The sequence below is a fragment of the Macrococcus sp. PK genome (genome assembly GCF_022501545.1).
Classification (GTDB): domain Bacteria; phylum Bacillota; class Bacilli; order Staphylococcales; family Staphylococcaceae; genus Macrococcoides; species Macrococcoides epidermidis.
Genome location: NZ_JAEPRF010000007.1, coordinates 143,361 through 163,584, shown reverse-complemented (window position 1 = coordinate 163,584; position 20,224 = coordinate 143,361). Strand labels below are relative to the sequence as shown.

The window sequence follows — 20,224 nt, the reverse complement described above, 5'->3', positions numbered from 1 at the left end:
GTTCAACTTTAGGGGTGCACTTCAAAAGAAGGCACTCTCTTCGGGTTTTCGGTCTGTACTGAAATCAAGGTATTATTGGGAATCCCAGCTTAAATCATAGATACCGTAAGGGATTTTATTCTTTATTTAAAACTTTGCAACAGAACCTTTTTGTTTATATTATTTTATTTTTAAATTTGCTATTATTAAATGGAATTTAAAAACTCCAGGTAGAGAAGTAGAGGATGTTGTTATTTCTGGTACTGTTGAAAATACTACAGATTCTAAAGAGCTTTTAGAAGCGATCATTGTTGCTGTCGGTGGTAAAGATAATATTGAAAAAGTAGATGCTTGTTTTACACGTTTGAGAATAACTTTAAAAGAGCCAAGTAAAGTTGAATCAAGTACTCATTTCATGGAAAAACTAGGGGCAAATGGTGTTGTTAATGTTCCATCTGGTATTCAAATTATTTATGGTAATAAAGCAGCAGTCTATAAGACAGAAATGAGAGAATTACTAGAAATGGAGTAATTGTTTCTTTGAAGGGAAGATAAAGTGTGAATTTATTTAAAAAATTTAAAAAGAAGACGAACCAATTAACCCTACATAGCATAAATACAGGGGTATTTGTTCCAATTACAGAGGTGAAAGATGATGTGTTTTCTCAGAAAATGTTAGGGGATGGTTTTGCTATTAGACCTAATATAAAAGAGGTATATTCACCGATTAGTGGTAGAAGCATTTAGAGGGTCAGGATACCCTGATATGCCAGAGTTAGAACTGGCTCCTCATTTAGATTGGTATAAAGATGTAGATATACGTAAAGAATACAATTGAGTTATATAATATCTGTAGAATCGAATAAACTAAAACGCATTTTAAGACTGTTTCGTGGAGAGTCATCCACTCGGAGATTCGAAACTGCCTTAAAATGCTTTTTTTTTTTACTATTTTAAATATCGATAGAGTGTAGCTTTACTAATACCAGTCATTTCCGTAATTTCTTTTACACTATATTCCTGACTGTCATATAGTTTCACTGCTCTTTCAATATCTCGTTGATTAACGCGTGGGCGACCACCTTTTCTACCTCTAGCCCGCGCGCTTTTTAAACCTTCTTTCGTACGCTCTACAATCAAATCACGCTCAAACTGACTGAATGCTTGGAAAACGGTCATCATTAAGCGTCCTTGGGGTGTACTAGTATCGAAGTTTTCTTTCAGACTTACAAGCTTCACTTTATGCTCTTCAAAGTAAGTAACGAGATCAATTAAATCTTTAGTACTACGACCTAGACGCGAGAAACTTTCCACTATAATTGTGTCTCCAGGGCGTATCTTATCTTTTAGTCGGTTCAGCTGAGGCCGATCGGATTTTGTTCCAGTCATTTTTTCAGTAAGGATCTCATTGCAATTTTGTTCATTGAGTAAATCTAGTTGTCGGTTTAACTCTTGTGATCGTGTACTCACTCTAGCATAGCCATATATATATCCATTCATAAAACTCATCCTTTTTTTGATTTTATTGTATCATAAATGGTGGTTAAAGATTCATACATAAAGAAAAAAGTTTTGATACTGAAAAGGACTACTTTTTTAGTAAAAAACAGTCCTTAAAAATCGTATCATAATCGACTGTTTTTGAGACAAAGTAATTTATAAAAAATATGCCTCTAACGTTTTTAGAACGTTAAAGGCATATTAACTTCAGACAGTTATTACTATACCCTAGCTTTATGGGTTTTGATAGAATTAATTAGATTTTAATAAACGAAGTCCATTCAGAATAACGACCAACGTACTTCCTTCATGAAGGAAGACACTAATTGCAATATCCATCAAACCTAAGAAACTAGCAATAATTAAAAAGACAACAACGGCCATTGAGAAAAAAATATTTTGCCAAATGACACGATTCATTTTGGTTGCAATATTATGAGATTGTACCAATTTGGATAAATTATTCTGCATTAAAACCAAATCAGACACTTCTACTGCTACATCTGTTCCGTCCCCCATGGCAATACCTACATCTGCATTAACAAGGGCAGGGGCATCATTTACACCATCACCCACCATTGCTGTTACGCCGTATTTCTCTTTTTGCTCGTCAATAATTCGAGATTTATCTTCTGGCATGACATTCGCGATTACTTCATCTATTCCTAATTGTTCTGCAACTGCTTTTCCTGTCATTTCTGAGTCACCAGTAATTAAAGTGGTGTGTATGCCGTGTTCTTTAAAGTAATTAATAGTTTCTTTTGCATGTTCACTTGGAATGTCCATGAGAGCTATAAGTCCAATGACATTCTCATCTTCTGCTACGTATACGACTGTCTTACCTTCTGATGCCCATTCCTTATTTAAACGAATATATTCATTTTCAACATTGTCAAACGAAGTTGGTTTTCCAATCCGATAATTTCTTCCGTTATAATCTCCCGTCAACCCTTTACCAATCTGATTTTCTACTTCAATGGTAAGCTTATTTTTTTGTTCAAACTTTCTTAGAATGGCATCTGCTAAAGGGTGATTGGATTCTTTTTCAAGAGCCACTACGATATCAATAATATTTTCTTCATTCACAGAATCGGCAAAATAATAATTGGTTACTTCTGGTTTTCCTTTGGTCAAAGTTCCCGTCTTATCAAACGCAATTGCTTGAGTATCAGCTAATTGAGACAGATAAGAACTACCTTTTGAAAGGACACCTTTTTTGGCCAGGTTAGAGGTTGTTGATAAGGTTACCGATACGGTAGCTGCTGCTAAAGCACAGGGTGAAGCTGCAACTAAAAGAACCAATCCCCTATAAATACTTTGTGACCATGTCCAATCAAGTAGAACAGGAGCCAATAACACGAACAGGGGAATGGCAATTAAAACAACTGTGACGTATTTCGGTTCGAATTTTTGGATAATACTCGCAGCTTTTGTTTGATTATCTTGGTTCTGGTTCACTAATTGTAAAATTTTTGAAAATACTGTATCTTCGTTTTCTTTGGTGACTTCCATTGTAAACGTGCCTGTCCCATTAATCGTACTCCCAAAAACGGTATCTCCTTTTGTTTTTTCATTGGGTATACTTTCACCATTAATAGACGATTCATCAATGGAAGTAGAGCCAGATAAAATGACTCCATCAATGGGTACTTGGTCACCGTTTAGTACTTGAAGTTGGTCCCCAACTGTTAATTCACTGACGTCAACAATCTTTGTATTCCCATCAGGCAAAATTAACCGAGCAGTTGTTGGGTTCATTTCGAGTAATTTCGTTATTTCTCGTCTACTTCTTCCTTCAGCGTAATCTTCCAGGAAATGTGCGCCTGAAAAAATGAGAATCAACAACGTTCCTTCCCAAAAATTCCCTATCGCTGAAGCTCCTATAGCCGCTAATCCCATTAAAATATGAGAATTAGGCGTAAACTTATTATTTGCTTTTGTATTCTCAATTGTCTCTCCAAGACCTTCCAGAACAATGACATGATAGCCCGCACTAATTGTGGCGAGTGAGAACATGATGTTTTTAATTAATTGATATTCTCCACTTAAGAACAATGCAACAATTGCCAATGCCAAACCAATAAAGTATAGAATAATAGGCATCTTCCCGTGATTGTGATCATGGTCGTGGTTATGTTTCTCTTTTTCCTGTGAATGTTGCTCTTTGGTAGTTTCCATTTCTATCACCTTTCTATTAAATTTCTTTGATTTTTGTTGACTTTTTTTGTGCCTTGCAAATTCTGAGCTCGTTTGTTTGCTTAAGTAAGGCAAGGATTCAAATGGTTTGGGCTTATCCAGTCTCCATCTCCTTTTATTTGTAAATCGGAATGATTATGATAAAGATATGAAGTTATATTCATATGTTTACAAAATCATATTAACTCACTGTATGAGTTTTGTCAAGACAAGATGCTTCTTATTCAAATGGACTACTATTGCTGATACAAAAGTCTTAATTTTGTCTATAAACAAAAAACTAGCATCGTTTTACTCACGTGGTATTATATATATATGAATGAAAAATCATGTGAGAGGAATAAGATCATATGGATACATCAACAACTTCGCCAATCAATAAAGAGAAGATCCAATCAATAAGCAAAGTATTCAAAGTGATTAGTGACCCTACACGCTTGTCAATTCTCTTTCTTTTACAGAAAGAAGAGCTCAGTGTTGGAAACATTGTGCTTGCATTGGATATGGAACAGTCCGCGATTTCACACCAACTAAAAATATTGAAAGATTCACGTTTAGTGAAGGCAAGAAGAGAAGGGAAAAGCATGGTTTACAGTCTTGATGATCTTCATGTTTTCAGTATTCTCGAACAAGTCTTAACTCATATCAATGAACAAGAACAATAAAAGCTAATAAGGTATAAAAGGTTCTGTTGCAAAGTTTTAAATAAAGAATAAAATCCCTTACGGTATCTATGATTTAAGCTGGGATTCCCAATAATACCTTGATTTCAGTACAGACCGAAAACCCGAAGAGAGTGCCTTCTTTTGTAGTGAACCCAAAAAGTTGAACTTTTTATTAAGCTACTTTCATTAAAGCAAGATTTCTGTATTCTACAGGAGTCTTGCTTTTTAATTTTCTCTTCTTTCTGACTAAATTATAATACTCCATATAGTCAATAATCTCCTCTTCTAGTTCATCATAAGAATCAAATGTTTCTCCATAAAACATTTCTTGTTTTAAAATACCAAAGAAATTCTCCATCGGAGAATTATCAAGACAATTACCTTTTCTAGACATGCTTTGAATAATTCTATTCTTTTTCAAAGATTGTACCCAAGATTTATGCTGATATTGCCACCCTTGATCGGAATGGATTGTAGTTCTATAGGGAAGGTCTGGAATTACATTAATTGCTTTTAACAATGATTCCATAACGAATTCCAATGTTGGACGCTTACTAATTGAATAAGAAATAATCTCTTTCGAACATACATCAAAAATTGTTGACAGATATAGCTTAGTTCCATTTTTAATGTTGAATTGTGTTACATCAGTAAGTAATTTTTGATATGGGCGATTAGTTACGAATCTGCGATTCAATTTATTCTTAGCTGTTTTGCCAACTTTCCCTTTGTACGACTTATATGTTCTATTTCTATGCTTAAACTTTGTACAAAGTAAATTATTTTCTCTCATTATTCTAAGAACTTTTTTATGGTTAACTACAAAACCTAACTCTCTTAGTTCGTCGGTTACTGTACGATAACCTATCCTATTTTTATGTTTGTTAATGATTTCTTTAATCAAAGTAATTAAATAATTGTCTTTATGTTTAGTGACACTAAGTCGTAATTTCCAATAATGGTATACACTTTTCGCTATCATAGCTACTGATAATATTTCTTTTAACTTATAGTTAGATTCATTCCTTAACTCAATAATAGCAGCTACTATTTCTTTGTTTGATTTTTTCGAGCTAAGGATTGTAACTTTTTTTCGAGAGCAATTGCGATTTCTAATCTCCTGTTTTCCTCACGTAAGCGTATTAATTCTTGTCGTTCACTTTCGTTTAAACTAGTGTTATCAACCTTTTTATTTTTCATAGTTTTAGACGCACGACCCTTCGGTTTTGATTCTAAACCTAGGATACCATATTGATTGTATTTCATCTGCCACTGAGCTATTAAAGTAGGATTAGTAATCTCAAAGATTCTAGCAGTTTCTTTATATGAAAGTTGATTAGTAATTCTATACTGAATGATTCTTAATTTTTCATCTGTTGAATATTTCTTTCTGGTCATACTAGATATAAGGCCGTCAATACCGAAGGTATCAAATTGGTAAGTCCATGTTTTTAGTTGTGAAGGATCGATATCATATTTGTTACTTAATGAATCATAACCAATATTTCCTTCTTTATATTCTTTGATTAGTTTTAATTTAAAATCAAGATCATGCTTTTTATTCAAAATAAACACCCCTAAAGTTGAATTTTAAGGTTCAACTTTAGGGGTGCACTTCAATTTTGCGGTTTTTTTATTTTTGATTATTTTGCTGATTCGCTATATATCTTTTTCTGTTTCGAGTTGCTCCGATAATAAATAAAGTGAATAATATGATAATCGCACCAGCAGCAATTAGGTAACCATTGTTAAATCCTTGATTCTTCACAACTGCATATAGTTCCGCTTCTTCACGATTTGTAATCAGTGAAAACTTATTATCTTTATAATGAATACGGTCTCCTATTAATAATCCACTTAACATTTTATCTTTAGGGACACGGTTGCTATCCAGCTTAATATTCGTTGCCTTGCTCGTATTATTAATGTTATAGATAAAGTCAACCTTGTTTGTATCAAAATAAATTAATTGATTACCTTCATTATTATAGATAACCTCAGATTTACCATCAAACATTTCATTATACTTTTTGTAAACACCACTCGTAACTTCTAAGTATTCAATAACTTCTTTATCAACACGGAAATCAAGTAACTGATGAATATCAGGTGCTTTATCTCCGTTCATTGCTATTTCAGTACCATACGTCATACTAATAGGCATTTTCTGAACCATCAAATAGCTCATAAGCTGCTTTATACGAGTACCCGGAAACATATTTTCATTCGCTGCATAATTTGTAAACCTCGGCATAAAGAAGTTATCACTTGCTAGTAATTCATTCATTTCGTACTTTTTAGGAATATCTTGATCAGTTGTCTTAAAAGCATTAGCGATTGCTTTTGTAGTAGCTAATTTTTGTATGTGTTTGAAACCTGTCACATTAATATCTTCATTTAATATTGCAATCGTTTCAACATTCTCAGGGAATATTGCTTTTGCATCGATGCCATCCTGCATAACGTACATCGAAACACCGTCAATATTATATTTATCAACAAATTGCGTCACTGATGTTTTGAATTTTTTTTGGTTATTACTATTTTTTAAGTCTATGATTTTCATGTCCTTAAAATAAGCTCTTTGAAAGTCATTCATCTTCGTGTCATTTGTCTCAGTATAACCTTCTGTCACAGTAGACGGAATATCTACAATAACTTTCATCTTCTTATTATGAGCGAGTTTAATCATCTTTTTAAATTGTTTCTCGCCACCGTAAACATCATCAATCGTATTATAATTCTTAACTTTATAACCTAAATAATCATTTTGGTCTTTTTCGAATACTGGAGAAAGATGAATGGTATTAAACCCCATCTTCTTAATATAATCCATCTTATTGATAACACCATTTAAATCTCCACCATATGGTAGTGTATTATCTTTTTCGTTATGAATATGTTTGTTATTCGCAGCATTGGCATTCATAAAACGATCGATTATTAAACTATAAATACGTAAATCCTTTTTTGTAGCAGCATCAGCATTCTGATGAAACGTTAATAATAAAAGAATGCTTGCTAGTAGTGTTATAAATTTTTTCATTCTAATTACCTCACTTTAGTCGTTATCTTTGATTATACTAAAATAAACAGAACGTGGGGAGAAATTCATAAAAAGTTCATGAATTAAAAAAAGAACCTCAATTCTGAGATTCTTAACGGATTACTTAAACATACCTGTGATTGGTCCAAGTGGTAAATGAACACCTAGTCCAATCGTAATGAGTGCAACTAAAATCACAATGTAGAAGAAGTTTCTTGAAGGTTTCTTTCTCTTCTTACGTGCTAAAGTTACTTCCATCAAAGCAATTGTTGCTAGTCCTAATAAAAATTTAAATCCATACATCATTGCATCTGCATTCATTGCTTTAAAGAAGATGTAACCTCCACTTACTAGAGCAAGTAAAGCAAAGATACGTAATAACATCATCAGTGGTTTAAAATATTTGCTTGGTCCTAAGCGATCTGAGAAGTTTTCATATGCTGCAAAAAAGACGATTAATAAAACAACCCAACTCATGATGTGTAAATGTAACATACCAGTAATCAACTGTATTCCCCCTATCTATAATACATACTCATATAGTTTAACATATATTTAATTTTTTCGTTACTAATGCGTATAGTTTATTAAAACTGTTATTATATTTATTCATAAAAAGAGACAGTCCGTTTAAAAAACTGTCCCTCTCATAAAAAGTTTTATTCGCCTACCGTGTTCATCAATGTACCAATACCATCAATCGTAACTTTGATTTCATCGCCACGTTTTAAGTAAACTGGAGGATTCATACCAGCTCCAACCCCACTTGGCGTACCAGTTGCAATAACATCTCCCGGGTGAAGTGCTACATATTTTGAAATTTCAGCAATTAAATCATCAATCTTTAATACCATATCCTTCGTATTACCGTCCTGACGAATTTCATTGTTAACTTTCGTCACAATATTTGTATTTTCAGGCATAGGTAATTCATCTTTCGTAACGATGTATGGCCCCATCGGACAACCACCAATTAAACTTTTCGAAAGAAATGCCTGTGAATGTGTTTTCTGTAGGTCACGTGCTGTAATATCGTTGATGATCGTATAACCATAAACATAATCTAATGCCATCGCTTTTGGAATCTTATGTCCGTACTTACCGATAACAACACCTAGTTCACCTTCATAATCCAGCGCATTCGTTACGTCACTATGTGAAGGAATTTCATTTCCATCACCAATTAAACTTGATGGTGCCTTTGTAAATACATATAATGCATCCACTTCATTATTTAGTTCAGATGCATGTTCTTCATAGTTACGACCGATTGCAATAACGTTATTTGTAGGTGTAACAGGTGGTAAGAATTGAATCGCTGTGAATTCATATTTATAATCAGCCTTTTTTTCAGATGCTTCAACTTTTTCAATTGTTGCACGCACTAACTCCTGAAAATCTACTGTATTATTTTGCTGTAAAGCTTCAAGTAACGTTTTAGGATAATCCCCTTCCTTGAAATCAGCAAATACTTTTACTAAATCCCAAGCTGCATCCTCACGTTTAACTTTAACACCATATGTTTCTTTATCGCCAACCTTAAATGTTAAAAACTTCATTCTGCTTCCACTCCTCTTCTGTGTTGCCCTCATTATACAGAATATTGTCATAACTTTCATGCTTTTTAGATTTATCTATTATTATTTTTATAATGTTTATCACTCAATTTACTTAAAACAATGAATAATATAGCTATAACAAGTGCCACTATCAAAGAATACTGTAATAAATTTATGATAGATGTTGAAGGATACGGTAATTTATATATTCCAGTAAATAAACTATAAATAATCAGTTCAATTAAACACATCATGCTTATAAATAATAATGCATGCTGTGTCATCTCTTCTGCCTTATACTTCCTCTCAATATATCTTACACACAAGATAATTAATAGCATTACTCCTATACCTTGTAAGCCTGAACCAAGAATTGCTAATGAAAATTGCAGAAAGCTATAGCTAAATTTAAAAATAAGTAACTTTACAGCTGTTCCACTAATTAAAAAAATGAGCGCCTGAATGATGATATTAATTGAGTCTTCCCTTTTATTACGATGATACATCCCCATTAACAATCCCGGCATAATTCCGACAAATAATACAACGATATAATGTAATAAGTGTGAAATAAATAACGTTATATTTAAACGTAAGAAATCAAATAATTGATGCTTATTATAAATCTCTATAAACTGCTGAAACTGATTTACATTTAAAAATGCTTCATAATCTTTATAAAGAATCATTAACGGAATGATGATAATAAACAAAAATCCAGCATATATACTGCCAGACAACAACAAATATTGTCTGGAAGATATTTGTTTTCTGCTTAAAAACTTTAATATCGGTAATATAACTGCTAGCTCTAACATCACACTCATTCTTGTGATAAATAATGAAAATAATAAACTAAATAGTATAAATAATAGCATCGATTTATTATTGAGCTTACTTAGAATAGAAAAACGATAAGCAATAATAAATCCGAACATACTAAAACTTACAAATAAAATCATCATAATATATAAAGATAAAGTTGGCATCTCCATTGCATTATAATATTCAAACGGATTAATCAGTTCAATCGGCTGATTGATTAAAAATGCCACACTTAATGTATATAATATAAGTGGTATTGCATATAACACATGTACTAAAGTTTGTTTCATGCTTTCACCTCTACTAATCCACCTTCAAAGAAATACAGATAAGGTGTTACAGGGGCATTCAACACCGTTTCTAGCGCTGCTTTATAATAAGTCATCTGAATACGATAATTCTCTGCCATAGAATGTATTGTTTCATCAATCGTTCTGCCTAACCTTGGCACAACTTTATCTGTCTTATAATCTAATAGATAATATTCATCATGATATTTAAACACACAGTCGATCATCCCCTGTACAAGTTGATCTGGATGTGCATCGACTAAATATTGTTTGCCGATAACAAAGGGCAGTTCATGATATACTTCTTCAGCCTCTATTAACATACTGAAAATTTCAGATGACATAAAGGTCTTTATATGCGCGATATTAATATATGCTACGTCTTCAGCAGCAATCAATTTCTTATCAACTAAACTTTCAATGAAGTCGTGTAATTCACTATCATTCATTCTCTTCTGTGGTAAGTGCTGCATAACGAGATGCATTAATGTTCCGACTTCCTGCGCTGTTTTCTTCTGTTCTGTCATAAACTTCGGTCGGTCAAATTGTTTCTTACCAAGTTTATATTGATTGACATACGTCCACATTGTTAAGTCGTCTTCTAATTCTGCTTTCTTAATATCAGATACACTTTCTTTTGTCGGTAGCGTAAATTCTTCCTCATATGGATAACGATAATTTTCTAAGTCAGTTAACCATTTTAATGCTTCTAAATCTGCATCGACTGAAGGTTCAGTAATATCTGGTTGAATAAACTCAAGTTCAGAAATCATAGTGACCGGAATATGCAGTGGTGCATCAGGCTGTAATATCGCAGGCAGGATAAATGCTAGAGGCGTCGTAGCATTCATACGATAGAAAAGATCAAGTTTATCGTGCATATCAATATTGTGATATTTCTCTATTGCTTCTTCCGTTCTAACAGAACCAAGTAAAATTAATTTCTCACGTGCACGTGTAAATGCTACATACATGAGACGTAATTCCTCAGATACTTGTGACAATCTGAGCTGATGCTTGAATATACCGTTTAACATTAAAGGAAATGAAACATTTGCTTTTGCATCGAAATAATTAATTGACAATCCCATACGCTGGTCCAGTAATACATCTGAATTCATATCTCTTAAGTTAAATTTTTTATTTAGACCTGCATAGATTACAAATGGAAACTCTAATCCTTTTGAAGCATGGACTGTCATCATTCTTACGACATCCGCTTCATCCGATATGATATTCACTTCACCAAAATCCTTTTGGTTATTTAACATATTATCGATATATCGAATAAACTGGAAAACACCGCGATAACTTGATTGTTCAAAGTTATCAGCTAAACTAAGTAACTTATTTAAATTTGCTTCTCGCTGTTGCCCGCCAGCTAGTAATAAATATTTTTCAACAAAATGTGTATCCTCATATATATATGACACTAACTGACTTACACTCATCGATTGTTGACAGTTACGATAATCTTCAATATCACTTAATACTTTTATTACTTTTGTTTTTAAAGTATCATTGCCACCACTCTCTTTATACTGCAATAAGTTTTGATAAAGATAGATTGAAGTATCGATAGATCGAATCGTTGCAATTTCATCAGCGCTAAACTGATAGATAATACTACGCAATATACCTGCTAACGGAATATCCTGCAGCGGATTATCAATAACACGTAAATAACTCATGATAGATTCAATTTCATCGGTCTTGAAATAACCTTCTTTACTGCTTACATGGAATGGTATATTATATGCTTTCATCACCTGCATATGTGTCACTGCATTACTAAAACCACGTTCAAGAATCGCAATATCTTTATATGTAGCTTTACGGTATTGTTGAGTTTTTACGTCATATACTTGCTCATTTTCAATAATTTGCTGAATACGTTGTGCAATATAATGACTTTCGGGATGTTCTAACTCAATATGCGCTTTATTAATGACAACCATTTCTGTTGATTGTGGTTCATCATCAAATGGTGCCCCGTAATATAGTTTTTGTGCAGCATCATACTCAATATCACCTATCGTTGTATCCATAATACGTTCAAATATTGCATTCGTATCATCAATAACAGAAAGACGTGATCTAAAGTTTTTAGAAAGTTCTACAACTTTGCCGGTTTTCTCTGTTTTAAATTCAGCATATTTTTGCAGAAATAGCTCAGGTTCAGCCTGTCTAAATTTGTATATTGATTGCTTAACATCTCCAACCATAAATAGATTACCTGAAGCTTCCGGATGTTTTTTGATTGCCTGAATAATACTTTCCTGCACACGGTTAGTATCCTGATATTCATCGACTAAAATTTCATGATAATGCTCACGTAAATTTTGTGCAATTTCAGTTGGTTTACCGTCAGATAATAATATCTTTAATGCAAAATGCTCATAATCACTGAAATCAATGACTTTACGTTCGCGTTTTAATGTTGCAAAACGCTCTATCACTTGAGCTGTTAGTTCAGTTAGTGCTGATACTTCACCGTACATTGCCTGTATATCTTCTGCCATTTCTTGTGGTGGCGCATATAACATACTTTGAAGCGTGGCAATAATACCCTTTACTTCAGATAGATCTTTAGTGATTAAATCATTCATCGTCTTCGCTTCAGGGTCGTCTTTTGTCTTTACAGCTGGTTTGCGTCCAAACGCAATATCTTTAATATGTTCATATTGAGCGTCTAATCCATTCGGCATTTCAAGACTTTTATCGATATTCTGTAAATATTCTAACGTCTTCTCAAACACTTCATCCATGCAGTAATTTTCTGCACGTCTGATGAGATATCGTGCATGCTGAATAGACGTGTCTATAATCTCAGCTAAACGTTTAAAATTTTCATCTTCTACATGTGCATCTCTGTATGCTGCTCGCATTTTTTGTAACCATAATAGTGGTTCACTATTAGCGATCGTAAAGTAATATAATTTAGATAGTAAGGCGCGTAATTCATTGTCACTGCGTTCATTTGTTAAATGTAGGATTAACTTTAAATAGTCATCATCCAGACGTTCATACGCCTCTTCTAAAACTTCATCAATCGCCTGCATCAATAATAGTGACATTTCTTCATCGTTTCCTGTCCTGAAAGTAGGATCCAGATCGATTGTATAGTAATATTTCTCGATTAAATTCAAACAGAAACGATGAAGCGTTGATATTTCTGCCTGATGAATTTTAATGAGCTGGTTTTTAAGATGTTCCGTTGGATTATTTCTTAATTCACTTAATATTCTTGCATGAATACGTTCGCGCATTTCTTTGGCACTCGCATTCGTAAATGTCACAATCAGCATTTCATCGATATTTATTTTTTGATCGATTATTTTTCGTATAATTCGTTCAACGAGAACAGCAGTCTTACCACTGCCTGCTGCCGCTGATACTAAAGTATCCTGACCAACTGTTTCTATCGCAAGCAACTGGTCTTCAGTCCACGTCATCGCCATCATTTTGTTCTCCTTTCATTACTTCTTGAATAGCATCTATCTTCTCATCTTTCACACGGATATCCTGTGCATTTAAAATTGGATCGATATGACATACCGGTTTGAAATCACAAAAATCACACGGTAACTTATTATCATATGATAAAGGCATAATACTACAGTCTCCAGATAACACATTTTGCGCCGTCTGTTTAAAGTTATTTCGATTATGTTCAATAAAGCGATAAAGCACATCGACAGGTAATACTTTTGATGCAGCAGTAAATTCTCCTGATTTTTTTAAACTAGCAGGTACAATATCAGATTTATTCGATTCACTAATCGCATTATCAAAATAACTCACCAAGTCTAAATCATCAATAATATAACCGTCCATCTTGTATGCCGCAGCTCTTTTCTTTAACAGATCTTCAGACATTTCATTTTTATGATTTAACTTAAGCTTTGGTTCATAAACATGAAAATACAGCATCCCTGCAGGAAGTGTTGTCTCTTTAAGTCCAAGGGCTGATTTATTTTGTAATACGACATCCATATACGTCATCATCTGCATCTGAATGCCATAATAAACTTTTCGTAAGTCAAGGGCTGTAGACCCGGATTTATAGTCTATAACAGAGACATAATCCTGATTCATATGATTTAATATATCAATTCTATCTATCTGACCACTAATTTCGACCTTTTTTCCTGCAGGTAAATTAATCTTCTGGCTTTCAAGTGCTCCGCCTTTACCAAATCGAGTTTCAAATTTAGCCATCTTAAATTTACTTTGTTTCTGATGTGACTGAATCATGCTAAATGTATCCGTCAGCATCGCTTCAATCTTAAGCATCATAAAACGATAATGTTGTTTAGAATACATTATTTCAAACTGTACGTTCGGTAAATATTGTGCTAAATATTGACGTACTGCTTGTCTGATATCCTCTTTAGAAATGTTAAATAATTGGTCTTTAAACGTTTCACCTAAATAGGCCAATACTTCATGATAAATATTTCCAAGCTGGAAACTTTGCAGTTCATAATTATCACGAGGTCTCAGTCTTAATCCATGATCAGCAAAATGTTTAAAAGCACATTGATTATAGCTTTCAAAGCGCGATACACTTGCTTTTATAACATCACCATATAGTGTATCAATATTTATTTCATTCAGCGGTTTTGTCTGGTTACGGTATCTACCTAAATCAAATATGTCGCTGTAGCCATTGTTAATGTAGTAGTTAATAATAGCCTGCCACTCAGCATCCTGATAATGATGCGCTGCAACATTAATACCAGTATTTATCGTCGTTATTCGTTCGTTTGGTTTAAATTGTGACGTGTTAACTGTATGGGTAAGAGTGATGCCTTTAATATCGTTAATAAAAGGAGAAGGACGCATCGCCTCATAAGACTGATTCATCAAACTATATGACAGGAAAAGCAATTCAGCTGCATTGGTCATCGCTATATACGCAACAAAACGTTCATCTTGCGTCAATAAATCAGTGGTTGGTGCTAATTTTAAGCCACCGATATCTGATATATTTCTTTTTTCATAATCAGTAATAATTGCATCTTCTTTGATGCGACGTGGTAATATTTCATCATTCAGTCCACAAATAAAGATAACTTTTTTATTTTCAACTTTAGCTAAATCTAAGTTCAAAATTTGTATTTGGTCCAAGCCTTGTGGCGCAGCACTATATTCTAAAGCAACAAGTCCAACATCTAAGATTTCTGCCATTACTTGATAAGGTAAATCTTTATCACGTAGTACTTCAACAAAATCGTCCAGCACTTGGTTAATCCCTGTTAACAATTGATCAAACTCAAGCGCCTTATAATTTTGTCCCACTTCATGCATCTTATCACGGCTTGCCATCAAATATTCAGGTAACTGAATATTTAAAAGGAATTGATATAAGTGTGTAGCAAATTCATTCGCATTCGTAGCATTCATCAAACTAATTCTTAAAGGCTCAATAATTTCCAGTGTCGTATCTATGTATTGTAAAAACTGCTCCCACACTTCCGTGGAATACATATCATCTTTATTAAATTGAAGCTTTCTTCTTTGAATCAAGTCTTTATATTGCATACCTCGTGTTATCATTACATTTTCAAGCATATCAACAAACTGTATGTCTAAACGTTCAACATTTTTCGTGAGTAAACCTGTTTTTAGTGCTCTAAACAGATGATCGATTTGATAAGTATTTTTAAAGAAATCAAGTAATGAACGAATTAATTCTATACTATGGTGATGATGCATCACTTCTTTTTTATCCGTATGATAAGGAATCTTCAGTTGATTTGCTCTTTTTATTAAAGCATCCGCATAAGATTGATCGCGATATAATACGGCGATATCTTTATACCTGTATTCAGATTTTCCTAGATTATATATTTTATGCATAATTGCATTCACTTCAGACTGGATGTTATCTGATTCTAATATTTCAATTGAAGATTCAGGATAAGCATCTACATGAATTGCATCGAAATTTTCTTCTAAATGGTTTAAAGCTGCATTTTTAAAACGATATTTCGTAATAAATTTTTTGATTTCAAAATCAATATGAACAGTCTTTAAGTATTCTGTAATATCATGATAAGTTTCTTCTGTTTTACGAAATAGATCACTTCGCTTTTCCGGATCAATCGTTAATGCAATCGTCACAGATTTTGCATGTCTGCACAGCGCTATAATAACTAAATATTCGATTGTCGTAAAATTATAAAATCCATCTATATATATATCAGATTGCTTTATTGATGCAGATGATTCTATCAGCTGAATTAAATGATAGAGTGTGTCTTCAGATTGCATAAATTCATTGTTCATTTCATTATTTAAATGATCATAAACAAGTGCAATATCATGCAGTTTATCCTGCGTTCTTACTTCTAAGTTAGCAGTCGATAAAGCTTTTAATTGCTCAACTGTTACATTATATTTTTTTAATTCACTGATCGTCTGACTGAGTTTTTGACTAAATCCATAGTACTGGCTCGATGTCTGGAAACGACGTAATTGCGTTTGTTGCTGCAATAATACGTCATACGTCAACATCTCAATGCCCGCTTTTGAAATCAATGATAAATCCGTGCCACCAAGTTCACTTTTCAGACGCCAATATAATCGATCAAAAGAATATATTGCAGTACGCATACTTCCTTTGATTAATTCATCATGACTTAACGCTTGTTCAATTGAAAATGTACTCTGTCTCGGTGCAATCATAATAATTGGATCACCTAATGCTTGTTCTTTCAATTTATCTTTAATGGATTCGATAATATAATGCGTTTTACCGGTACCACGTCTACCCATCAAAAATTTAACGGACATAAAATTTACCTCCTAAAAAAAATGCACTTCTTATAATAAATTATAAAAAGTGCGTTAGTTTTTATTTTGAATCAAAATTGTAATGAAAACTATTGAATGGCCAGTAGCGTAATGCAACTTCTCCGACCACCTGTTCCTCTTTAATTAAACCAAAATAACGACTATCTTTACTTACTTCACGATTATCACCTAATACTAATAAGCTACCTTCTGGTATCTTATTTTTCCCATTTGCATTTACTAGATCTTTAACACTAAAATTTTCAGTTAATAATATATTTGTTTTTGCTACTTTATTTTCTTCTAGATATGGTTCATCTACTTTTTTGCCATTAACATATAATTGGTCATCTTTGTACTCAACTGTATCACCAGCATTACCGATAACACGTTTTACATAGTCTGCTTTTTCATCTGCATGGAAAACAATCACATCTCCATTGTCAATATTTCCTAATGTGTAACCAATCTTGTTCACGATAACTTTTTCACCGTCTTTTAAAGTAGGATCCATTGAATCTCCTTTAACGGTATACGTTACAAATAAAAATTGATTAATTACAAATATTAGAGCTACTGCAACTGCTATCGCAATCAACCATTCTACGATTTCCTTTTTCAAATTGCCACCTCTTATTTTTTATTCTGCCAATACGTATATATCACTTTTCCTAACATCTGATTTCGACTGATACATCCATATGTTCTTGAGTCAGTACTATCATCTATATTATCTCCAAGAACTAAGTAACAATCCTGCGGAACAGTACGATATTTTCTCACCTTATCATCTAGCAATAGCTGCATCGACGAATCACTGTATCTTGACTTCTTTCCATTAATATAAAGCGTGTTCTTAGATATTTTTATGTAATCACCCGGCGTTGCAATAATACGTTTTATCATAGTTTCATTTTCATTCAGTTTAAAAAAGTATACATCATCTATTTGCGGTTCAATTATAATATCAATGAATTGATTGACGAGTACGCGATCACCATCATGATATGTAGGTTCCATTGAATGACCAGCAATTATATAGTTAGAAATAAAAAAAGAACGTAATAACATGATAAAAATCAGTGAAAATACTAACGAAAAAACAATACTTTTAATTTTCATCGTTTGGCCTCGTTATGTGTAATACTCCTTTCAATAAGCTTTCCGATCATCCATAAAATGAATAAAGCTATAGCTACAATTATACTCTTTTTCGGCTCTCTAACAAAGGAATATATATCGTTACCGATAAAACTTAATATGAATAGCATTACTGCTTTTCCACTTAAAACAGCAATAAGATATTGTTTCAAGGGTATTGTACTTAACCCAGCGACAACGTTTATCACACTTGATGGTGTAAAAGGAAAACACAATAAAATGAATAACGGCATGACACCTTTTTCATCAATACGTCTAATGAATTTCAAAGTATGAGGGTGGTTATTGAGGTGTCTCAGAAATTTGTGTTGTCCGTATTTCCTTATTAATAGAAATACGATATATGCACCACAAAAAGCACCCAACCAAGTAATAATAAACCCCCAAAAAAGACCATATGTATTTACATTAACAACTGCAAATAAAGCAATCGGTAATATCGGTAAAAATGCTTCGATAAAAGGTAGTAAGAATGCAATGATGATACCAAATGATTCAAAAGTATCAAAGTATCCTTTGATTGCTTCTTCACTAAAATACTGCATTATAAAATCCATAACGCCACCTACTCTCATCTCATTTTATCGAAATTAAAGAAAAAGTGCATTAAAAAAGCTAAGGCAATACACCTTAGCTCAATTAGACAACGATATTATTTATTAAAGCGTGCTTCAAGTTCAGCTTTTTTATCTTCGAATCCTGGTTTACCTAATAATGCAAACATGTTTTGTTTATAAGCTTCAACACCAGGTTGGTTAAATGGATTCACACCTAAAATATAACCACTCATTGCAACACTTAATTCAAAGAAATAAACCATATATCCGAAAGTAAATGCATCAAGTTGAGGTACTTCTACAACTAAGTTTGGAACTCCTCCATCACTATGTGCTAAAATTGTACCTTCAAATGCTTTCGTATTGACGAAATCTAACGTTTTACCCGCTAAGAAGTTTAAACCATCTAAATCATTTTCGTCCGCTTCAATTGTGATATCCGCTCTTGGATTTTGTACTTTCACAACTGTTTCAAAAATATCACGACGACCTTCCTGAACATATTGTCCTAATGAATGTAAGTCAGTAGAGAAGTTGGCACTTGATGGATAAATACCTTTAAAGTCTTTACCTTCAGATTCACCGAATAATTGTTTCCACCATTCATTGAAGTACTGAAGGCTCGGCTCATAGTTGATTAACATTTCGATTGTGTAACCTTTATTATAAAGAACATTACGAATAACGGCATATTGATATGCAATATTTTCTTTTAAGCTATCTGAACCTAAATCGATACGCGCTTGATCTGCACCTTGCATCATTGCTTCAATATCATGACCACTTGCTGCAATCGGTAATAATCCTACAGCTGTTAATACTGAGAAACGTCCTCCCACATCATCAGGTACAACAAATGTCTCATATCCTTCAGTTGTTGCAAGTGATTTTAAAGCGCCTTTAGCTTTGTCAGTAGTCGCATAAATTCTAGACTTCGCGTCTTCTTTACCGTATTTTTCTTCTAATAATTTCTTAAATACACGGAATGCTACAGCAGGTTCAGTTGTCGTTCCTGATTTTGAGATAACGTTAACTGAGAATTCTTTATCTTTTACATATTCGATTAAGTCGCTTAAGTATGAAGAAGATAATTGGTGGCCTGCAAAGATGATTTGAGGTTTACCTTGTTCAGTTTTTAAATGATCAAACGATTTGTTTAACATTTCAATCGCTGCACGCGCTCCTAAATAAGACCCGCCGATACCGATAACTACCAGCACTTCACTATCAGACTGAATCTTTTTCGCAGCAGCCTGAATACGTGCAAATTCTTCTTTGTCATAATCTTTCGGTAAGTTCACCCATCCTAGAAAGTCGCTACCTGCACCTGTTCCATCATGAATTGTGCTATGTACATTCTTAACAATCGACTGCATTTGCTCTAATTCGTGCTGACCAAAAAAAGTTTCAGCTGTACTGTAATCAAATTTAATATGTGTCATCATAAATCCTCCTGTTTGTAAATTCACATTTATTGTACTCTAACCAAACATACATCTCAATGGAATCGCATTTTGTAAGCGTATACATATTTATAAAATTTAAATTTTTATGACATTTGATTCTTTCTTAGAATACTTGTTATAGAGCACTTAAATAATAATTAAACAAAATTATTATTCTATAATTATGCACTTTTATGAAT

Annotated in this window: 16 protein-coding genes and 1 pseudogene; 3 read left to right on the top strand and 14 right to left on the bottom strand. The window is 33.1% G+C overall.

Annotated features, from left to right (window positions below; all coding sequences use genetic code 11):
• The first annotated feature begins 166 nt into the window (after nucleotides 1-166).
• Together JJJ02_RS06515 and JJJ02_RS06510 are read left to right on the top strand one after the other, a co-directional pair.
• The gene (locus JJJ02_RS06515) at nucleotides 167-511 is read left to right on the top strand and encodes a glucose PTS transporter subunit EIIB (protein ID WP_396614726.1); all 345 of its coding nucleotides are present in this window, start codon (nucleotides 167-169) and stop codon (nucleotides 509-511) included.
• 26 nt (nucleotides 512-537) lie between these two features.
• The gene (locus JJJ02_RS06510; RefSeq protein WP_198337171.1) at nucleotides 538-726 is read left to right on the top strand and encodes a PTS glucose transporter subunit IIA; all 189 of its coding nucleotides are present in this window, start codon (nucleotides 538-540) and stop codon (nucleotides 724-726) included.
• Nucleotides 727-930: 204 nt separating this feature from the next.
• On the opposite strand, the pseudogene JJJ02_RS06505 reads toward JJJ02_RS06510, so the two are convergent.
• Nucleotides 931-1,479 (bottom strand): annotated as a pseudogene (locus JJJ02_RS06505) (recombinase family protein); the annotation flags it as partial.
• Nucleotides 1,480-1,731: 252 nt separating this feature from the next.
• The gene (locus JJJ02_RS06500; RefSeq protein WP_198337172.1) at nucleotides 1,732-3,657 is read right to left on the bottom strand and encodes a heavy metal translocating P-type ATPase; all 1,926 of its coding nucleotides are present in this window, start codon (nucleotides 3,655-3,657) and stop codon (nucleotides 1,732-1,734) included.
• 368 nt (nucleotides 3,658-4,025) lie between these two features.
• Between JJJ02_RS06500 and JJJ02_RS06495 the strand changes: the two genes are divergently transcribed.
• Nucleotides 4,026-4,340 carry an ArsR/SmtB family transcription factor gene (locus JJJ02_RS06495; protein ID WP_048728532.1) on the top strand — a complete coding sequence of 105 codons (315 nt, stop codon included), beginning with the start codon at nucleotides 4,026-4,028 and terminating at the stop codon, nucleotides 4,338-4,340.
• A 172-nt stretch (nucleotides 4,341-4,512) separates the two neighbouring features.
• Here the strand turns inward: JJJ02_RS06495 and JJJ02_RS06485 are convergent, their stop codons facing one another.
• The 12 genes from JJJ02_RS06485 to JJJ02_RS06430 form a co-directional block, all read right to left on the bottom strand.
• A complete protein-coding gene (locus JJJ02_RS06485; protein WP_232779643.1) occupies nucleotides 4,513-5,376 on the bottom strand; it encodes an IS3 family transposase in 864 nt (287 codons plus the stop codon).
• 11 nt (nucleotides 5,377-5,387) lie between these two features.
• On the bottom strand, nucleotides 5,388-5,915 hold the full coding sequence (locus JJJ02_RS06480) for a helix-turn-helix domain-containing protein (protein WP_101042853.1): 528 nt from the start codon (nucleotides 5,913-5,915) through the stop codon (nucleotides 5,388-5,390).
• A 58-nt stretch (nucleotides 5,916-5,973) separates the two neighbouring features.
• Complete coding sequence (locus JJJ02_RS06475) at nucleotides 5,974-7,386, bottom strand: alpha-amylase family protein (protein ID WP_203546362.1); 1,413 nt, start codon at nucleotides 7,384-7,386, stop codon at nucleotides 5,974-5,976.
• A 120-nt stretch (nucleotides 7,387-7,506) separates the two neighbouring features.
• Nucleotides 7,507-7,893 (bottom strand): YisL family protein, encoded by a 387-nt coding sequence (locus JJJ02_RS06470; RefSeq protein WP_238999321.1) that lies wholly within the window; start codon nucleotides 7,891-7,893, stop codon nucleotides 7,507-7,509.
• Nucleotides 7,894-8,045: 152 nt separating this feature from the next.
• Nucleotides 8,046-8,945: a fumarylacetoacetate hydrolase family protein gene (locus JJJ02_RS06465; protein ID WP_239242295.1), complete on the bottom strand. Its 900-nt coding sequence runs from the start codon at nucleotides 8,943-8,945 to the stop codon at nucleotides 8,046-8,048.
• Between the two features lie 71 nt (nucleotides 8,946-9,016).
• A complete protein-coding gene (locus JJJ02_RS06460) occupies nucleotides 9,017-10,060 on the bottom strand; it encodes a hypothetical protein (RefSeq protein ID WP_240838087.1) in 1,044 nt (347 codons plus the stop codon).
• A complete protein-coding gene (addA, locus tag JJJ02_RS06455; RefSeq protein ID WP_240838085.1) occupies nucleotides 10,057-13,521 on the bottom strand; it encodes a helicase-exonuclease AddAB subunit AddA in 3,465 nt (1,154 codons plus the stop codon). The genes JJJ02_RS06460 and addA overlap by 4 nt, the downstream gene beginning before the upstream one ends.
• Complete coding sequence (gene addB / locus JJJ02_RS06450; RefSeq protein ID WP_240838083.1) at nucleotides 13,502-16,861, bottom strand: helicase-exonuclease AddAB subunit AddB; 3,360 nt, start codon at nucleotides 16,859-16,861, stop codon at nucleotides 13,502-13,504. Before addB ends, addA begins: the two co-directional genes overlap by 20 nt.
• Before the next feature lie 61 nt (nucleotides 16,862-16,922).
• Nucleotides 16,923-17,483, bottom strand: coding sequence for a signal peptidase I (gene lepB / locus JJJ02_RS06445; RefSeq protein ID WP_239242299.1), 561 nt, complete (start codon nucleotides 17,481-17,483; stop codon nucleotides 16,923-16,925).
• 11 nt (nucleotides 17,484-17,494) lie between these two features.
• Nucleotides 17,495-17,983, bottom strand: coding sequence for a signal peptidase I (gene lepB / locus JJJ02_RS06440; RefSeq protein ID WP_255724809.1), 489 nt, complete (start codon nucleotides 17,981-17,983; stop codon nucleotides 17,495-17,497).
• Nucleotides 17,980-18,579 carry a TVP38/TMEM64 family protein gene (locus JJJ02_RS06435; protein WP_111714364.1) on the bottom strand — a complete coding sequence of 200 codons (600 nt, stop codon included), beginning with the start codon at nucleotides 18,577-18,579 and terminating at the stop codon, nucleotides 17,980-17,982. The genes lepB (JJJ02_RS06440) and JJJ02_RS06435 overlap by 4 nt, the downstream gene beginning before the upstream one ends.
• 95 nt (nucleotides 18,580-18,674) lie before the next feature.
• Nucleotides 18,675-20,021 (bottom strand): glucose-6-phosphate isomerase, encoded by a 1,347-nt coding sequence (locus JJJ02_RS06430; protein WP_240838079.1) that lies wholly within the window; start codon nucleotides 20,019-20,021, stop codon nucleotides 18,675-18,677.
• Between the last annotated feature and the right edge of the window lie 203 nt (nucleotides 20,022-20,224).

Excerpts from the sequence above, each read along its gene's own strand:
- JJJ02_RS06495 (WP_048728532.1), top strand. The coding sequence starts at position 4,026 with ATGGATACATCAACAACTTCGCCAATCAATAAAGAGAAGATCCAATCA.
- lepB (WP_255724809.1), bottom strand. The coding sequence starts at position 17,983 with ATGAAAATTAAAAGTATTGTTTTTTCGTTAGTATTTTCACTGATTTTT.
- addA (WP_240838085.1), bottom strand. The coding sequence starts at position 13,521 with ATGGCGATGACGTGGACTGAAGACCAGTTGCTTGCGATAGAAACAGTT.
- JJJ02_RS06475 (WP_203546362.1), bottom strand. The coding sequence starts at position 7,386 with ATGAAAAAATTTATAACACTACTAGCAAGCATTCTTTTATTATTAACG.
- JJJ02_RS06435 (WP_111714364.1), bottom strand. The coding sequence starts at position 18,579 with ATGGATTTTATAATGCAGTATTTTAGTGAAGAAGCAATCAAAGGATAC.
- JJJ02_RS06430 (WP_240838079.1), bottom strand. The coding sequence starts at position 20,021 with ATGACACATATTAAATTTGATTACAGTACAGCTGAAACTTTTTTTGGT.
- JJJ02_RS06500 (WP_198337172.1), bottom strand. The coding sequence starts at position 3,657 with ATGGAAACTACCAAAGAGCAACATTCACAGGAAAAAGAGAAACATAAC.
- addB (WP_240838083.1), bottom strand. The coding sequence starts at position 16,861 with ATGTCCGTTAAATTTTTGATGGGTAGACGTGGTACCGGTAAAACGCAT.
- JJJ02_RS06465 (WP_239242295.1), bottom strand. The coding sequence starts at position 8,945 with ATGAAGTTTTTAACATTTAAGGTTGGCGATAAAGAAACATATGGTGTT.
- JJJ02_RS06460 (WP_240838087.1), bottom strand. The coding sequence starts at position 10,060 with ATGAAACAAACTTTAGTACATGTGTTATATGCAATACCACTTATATTA.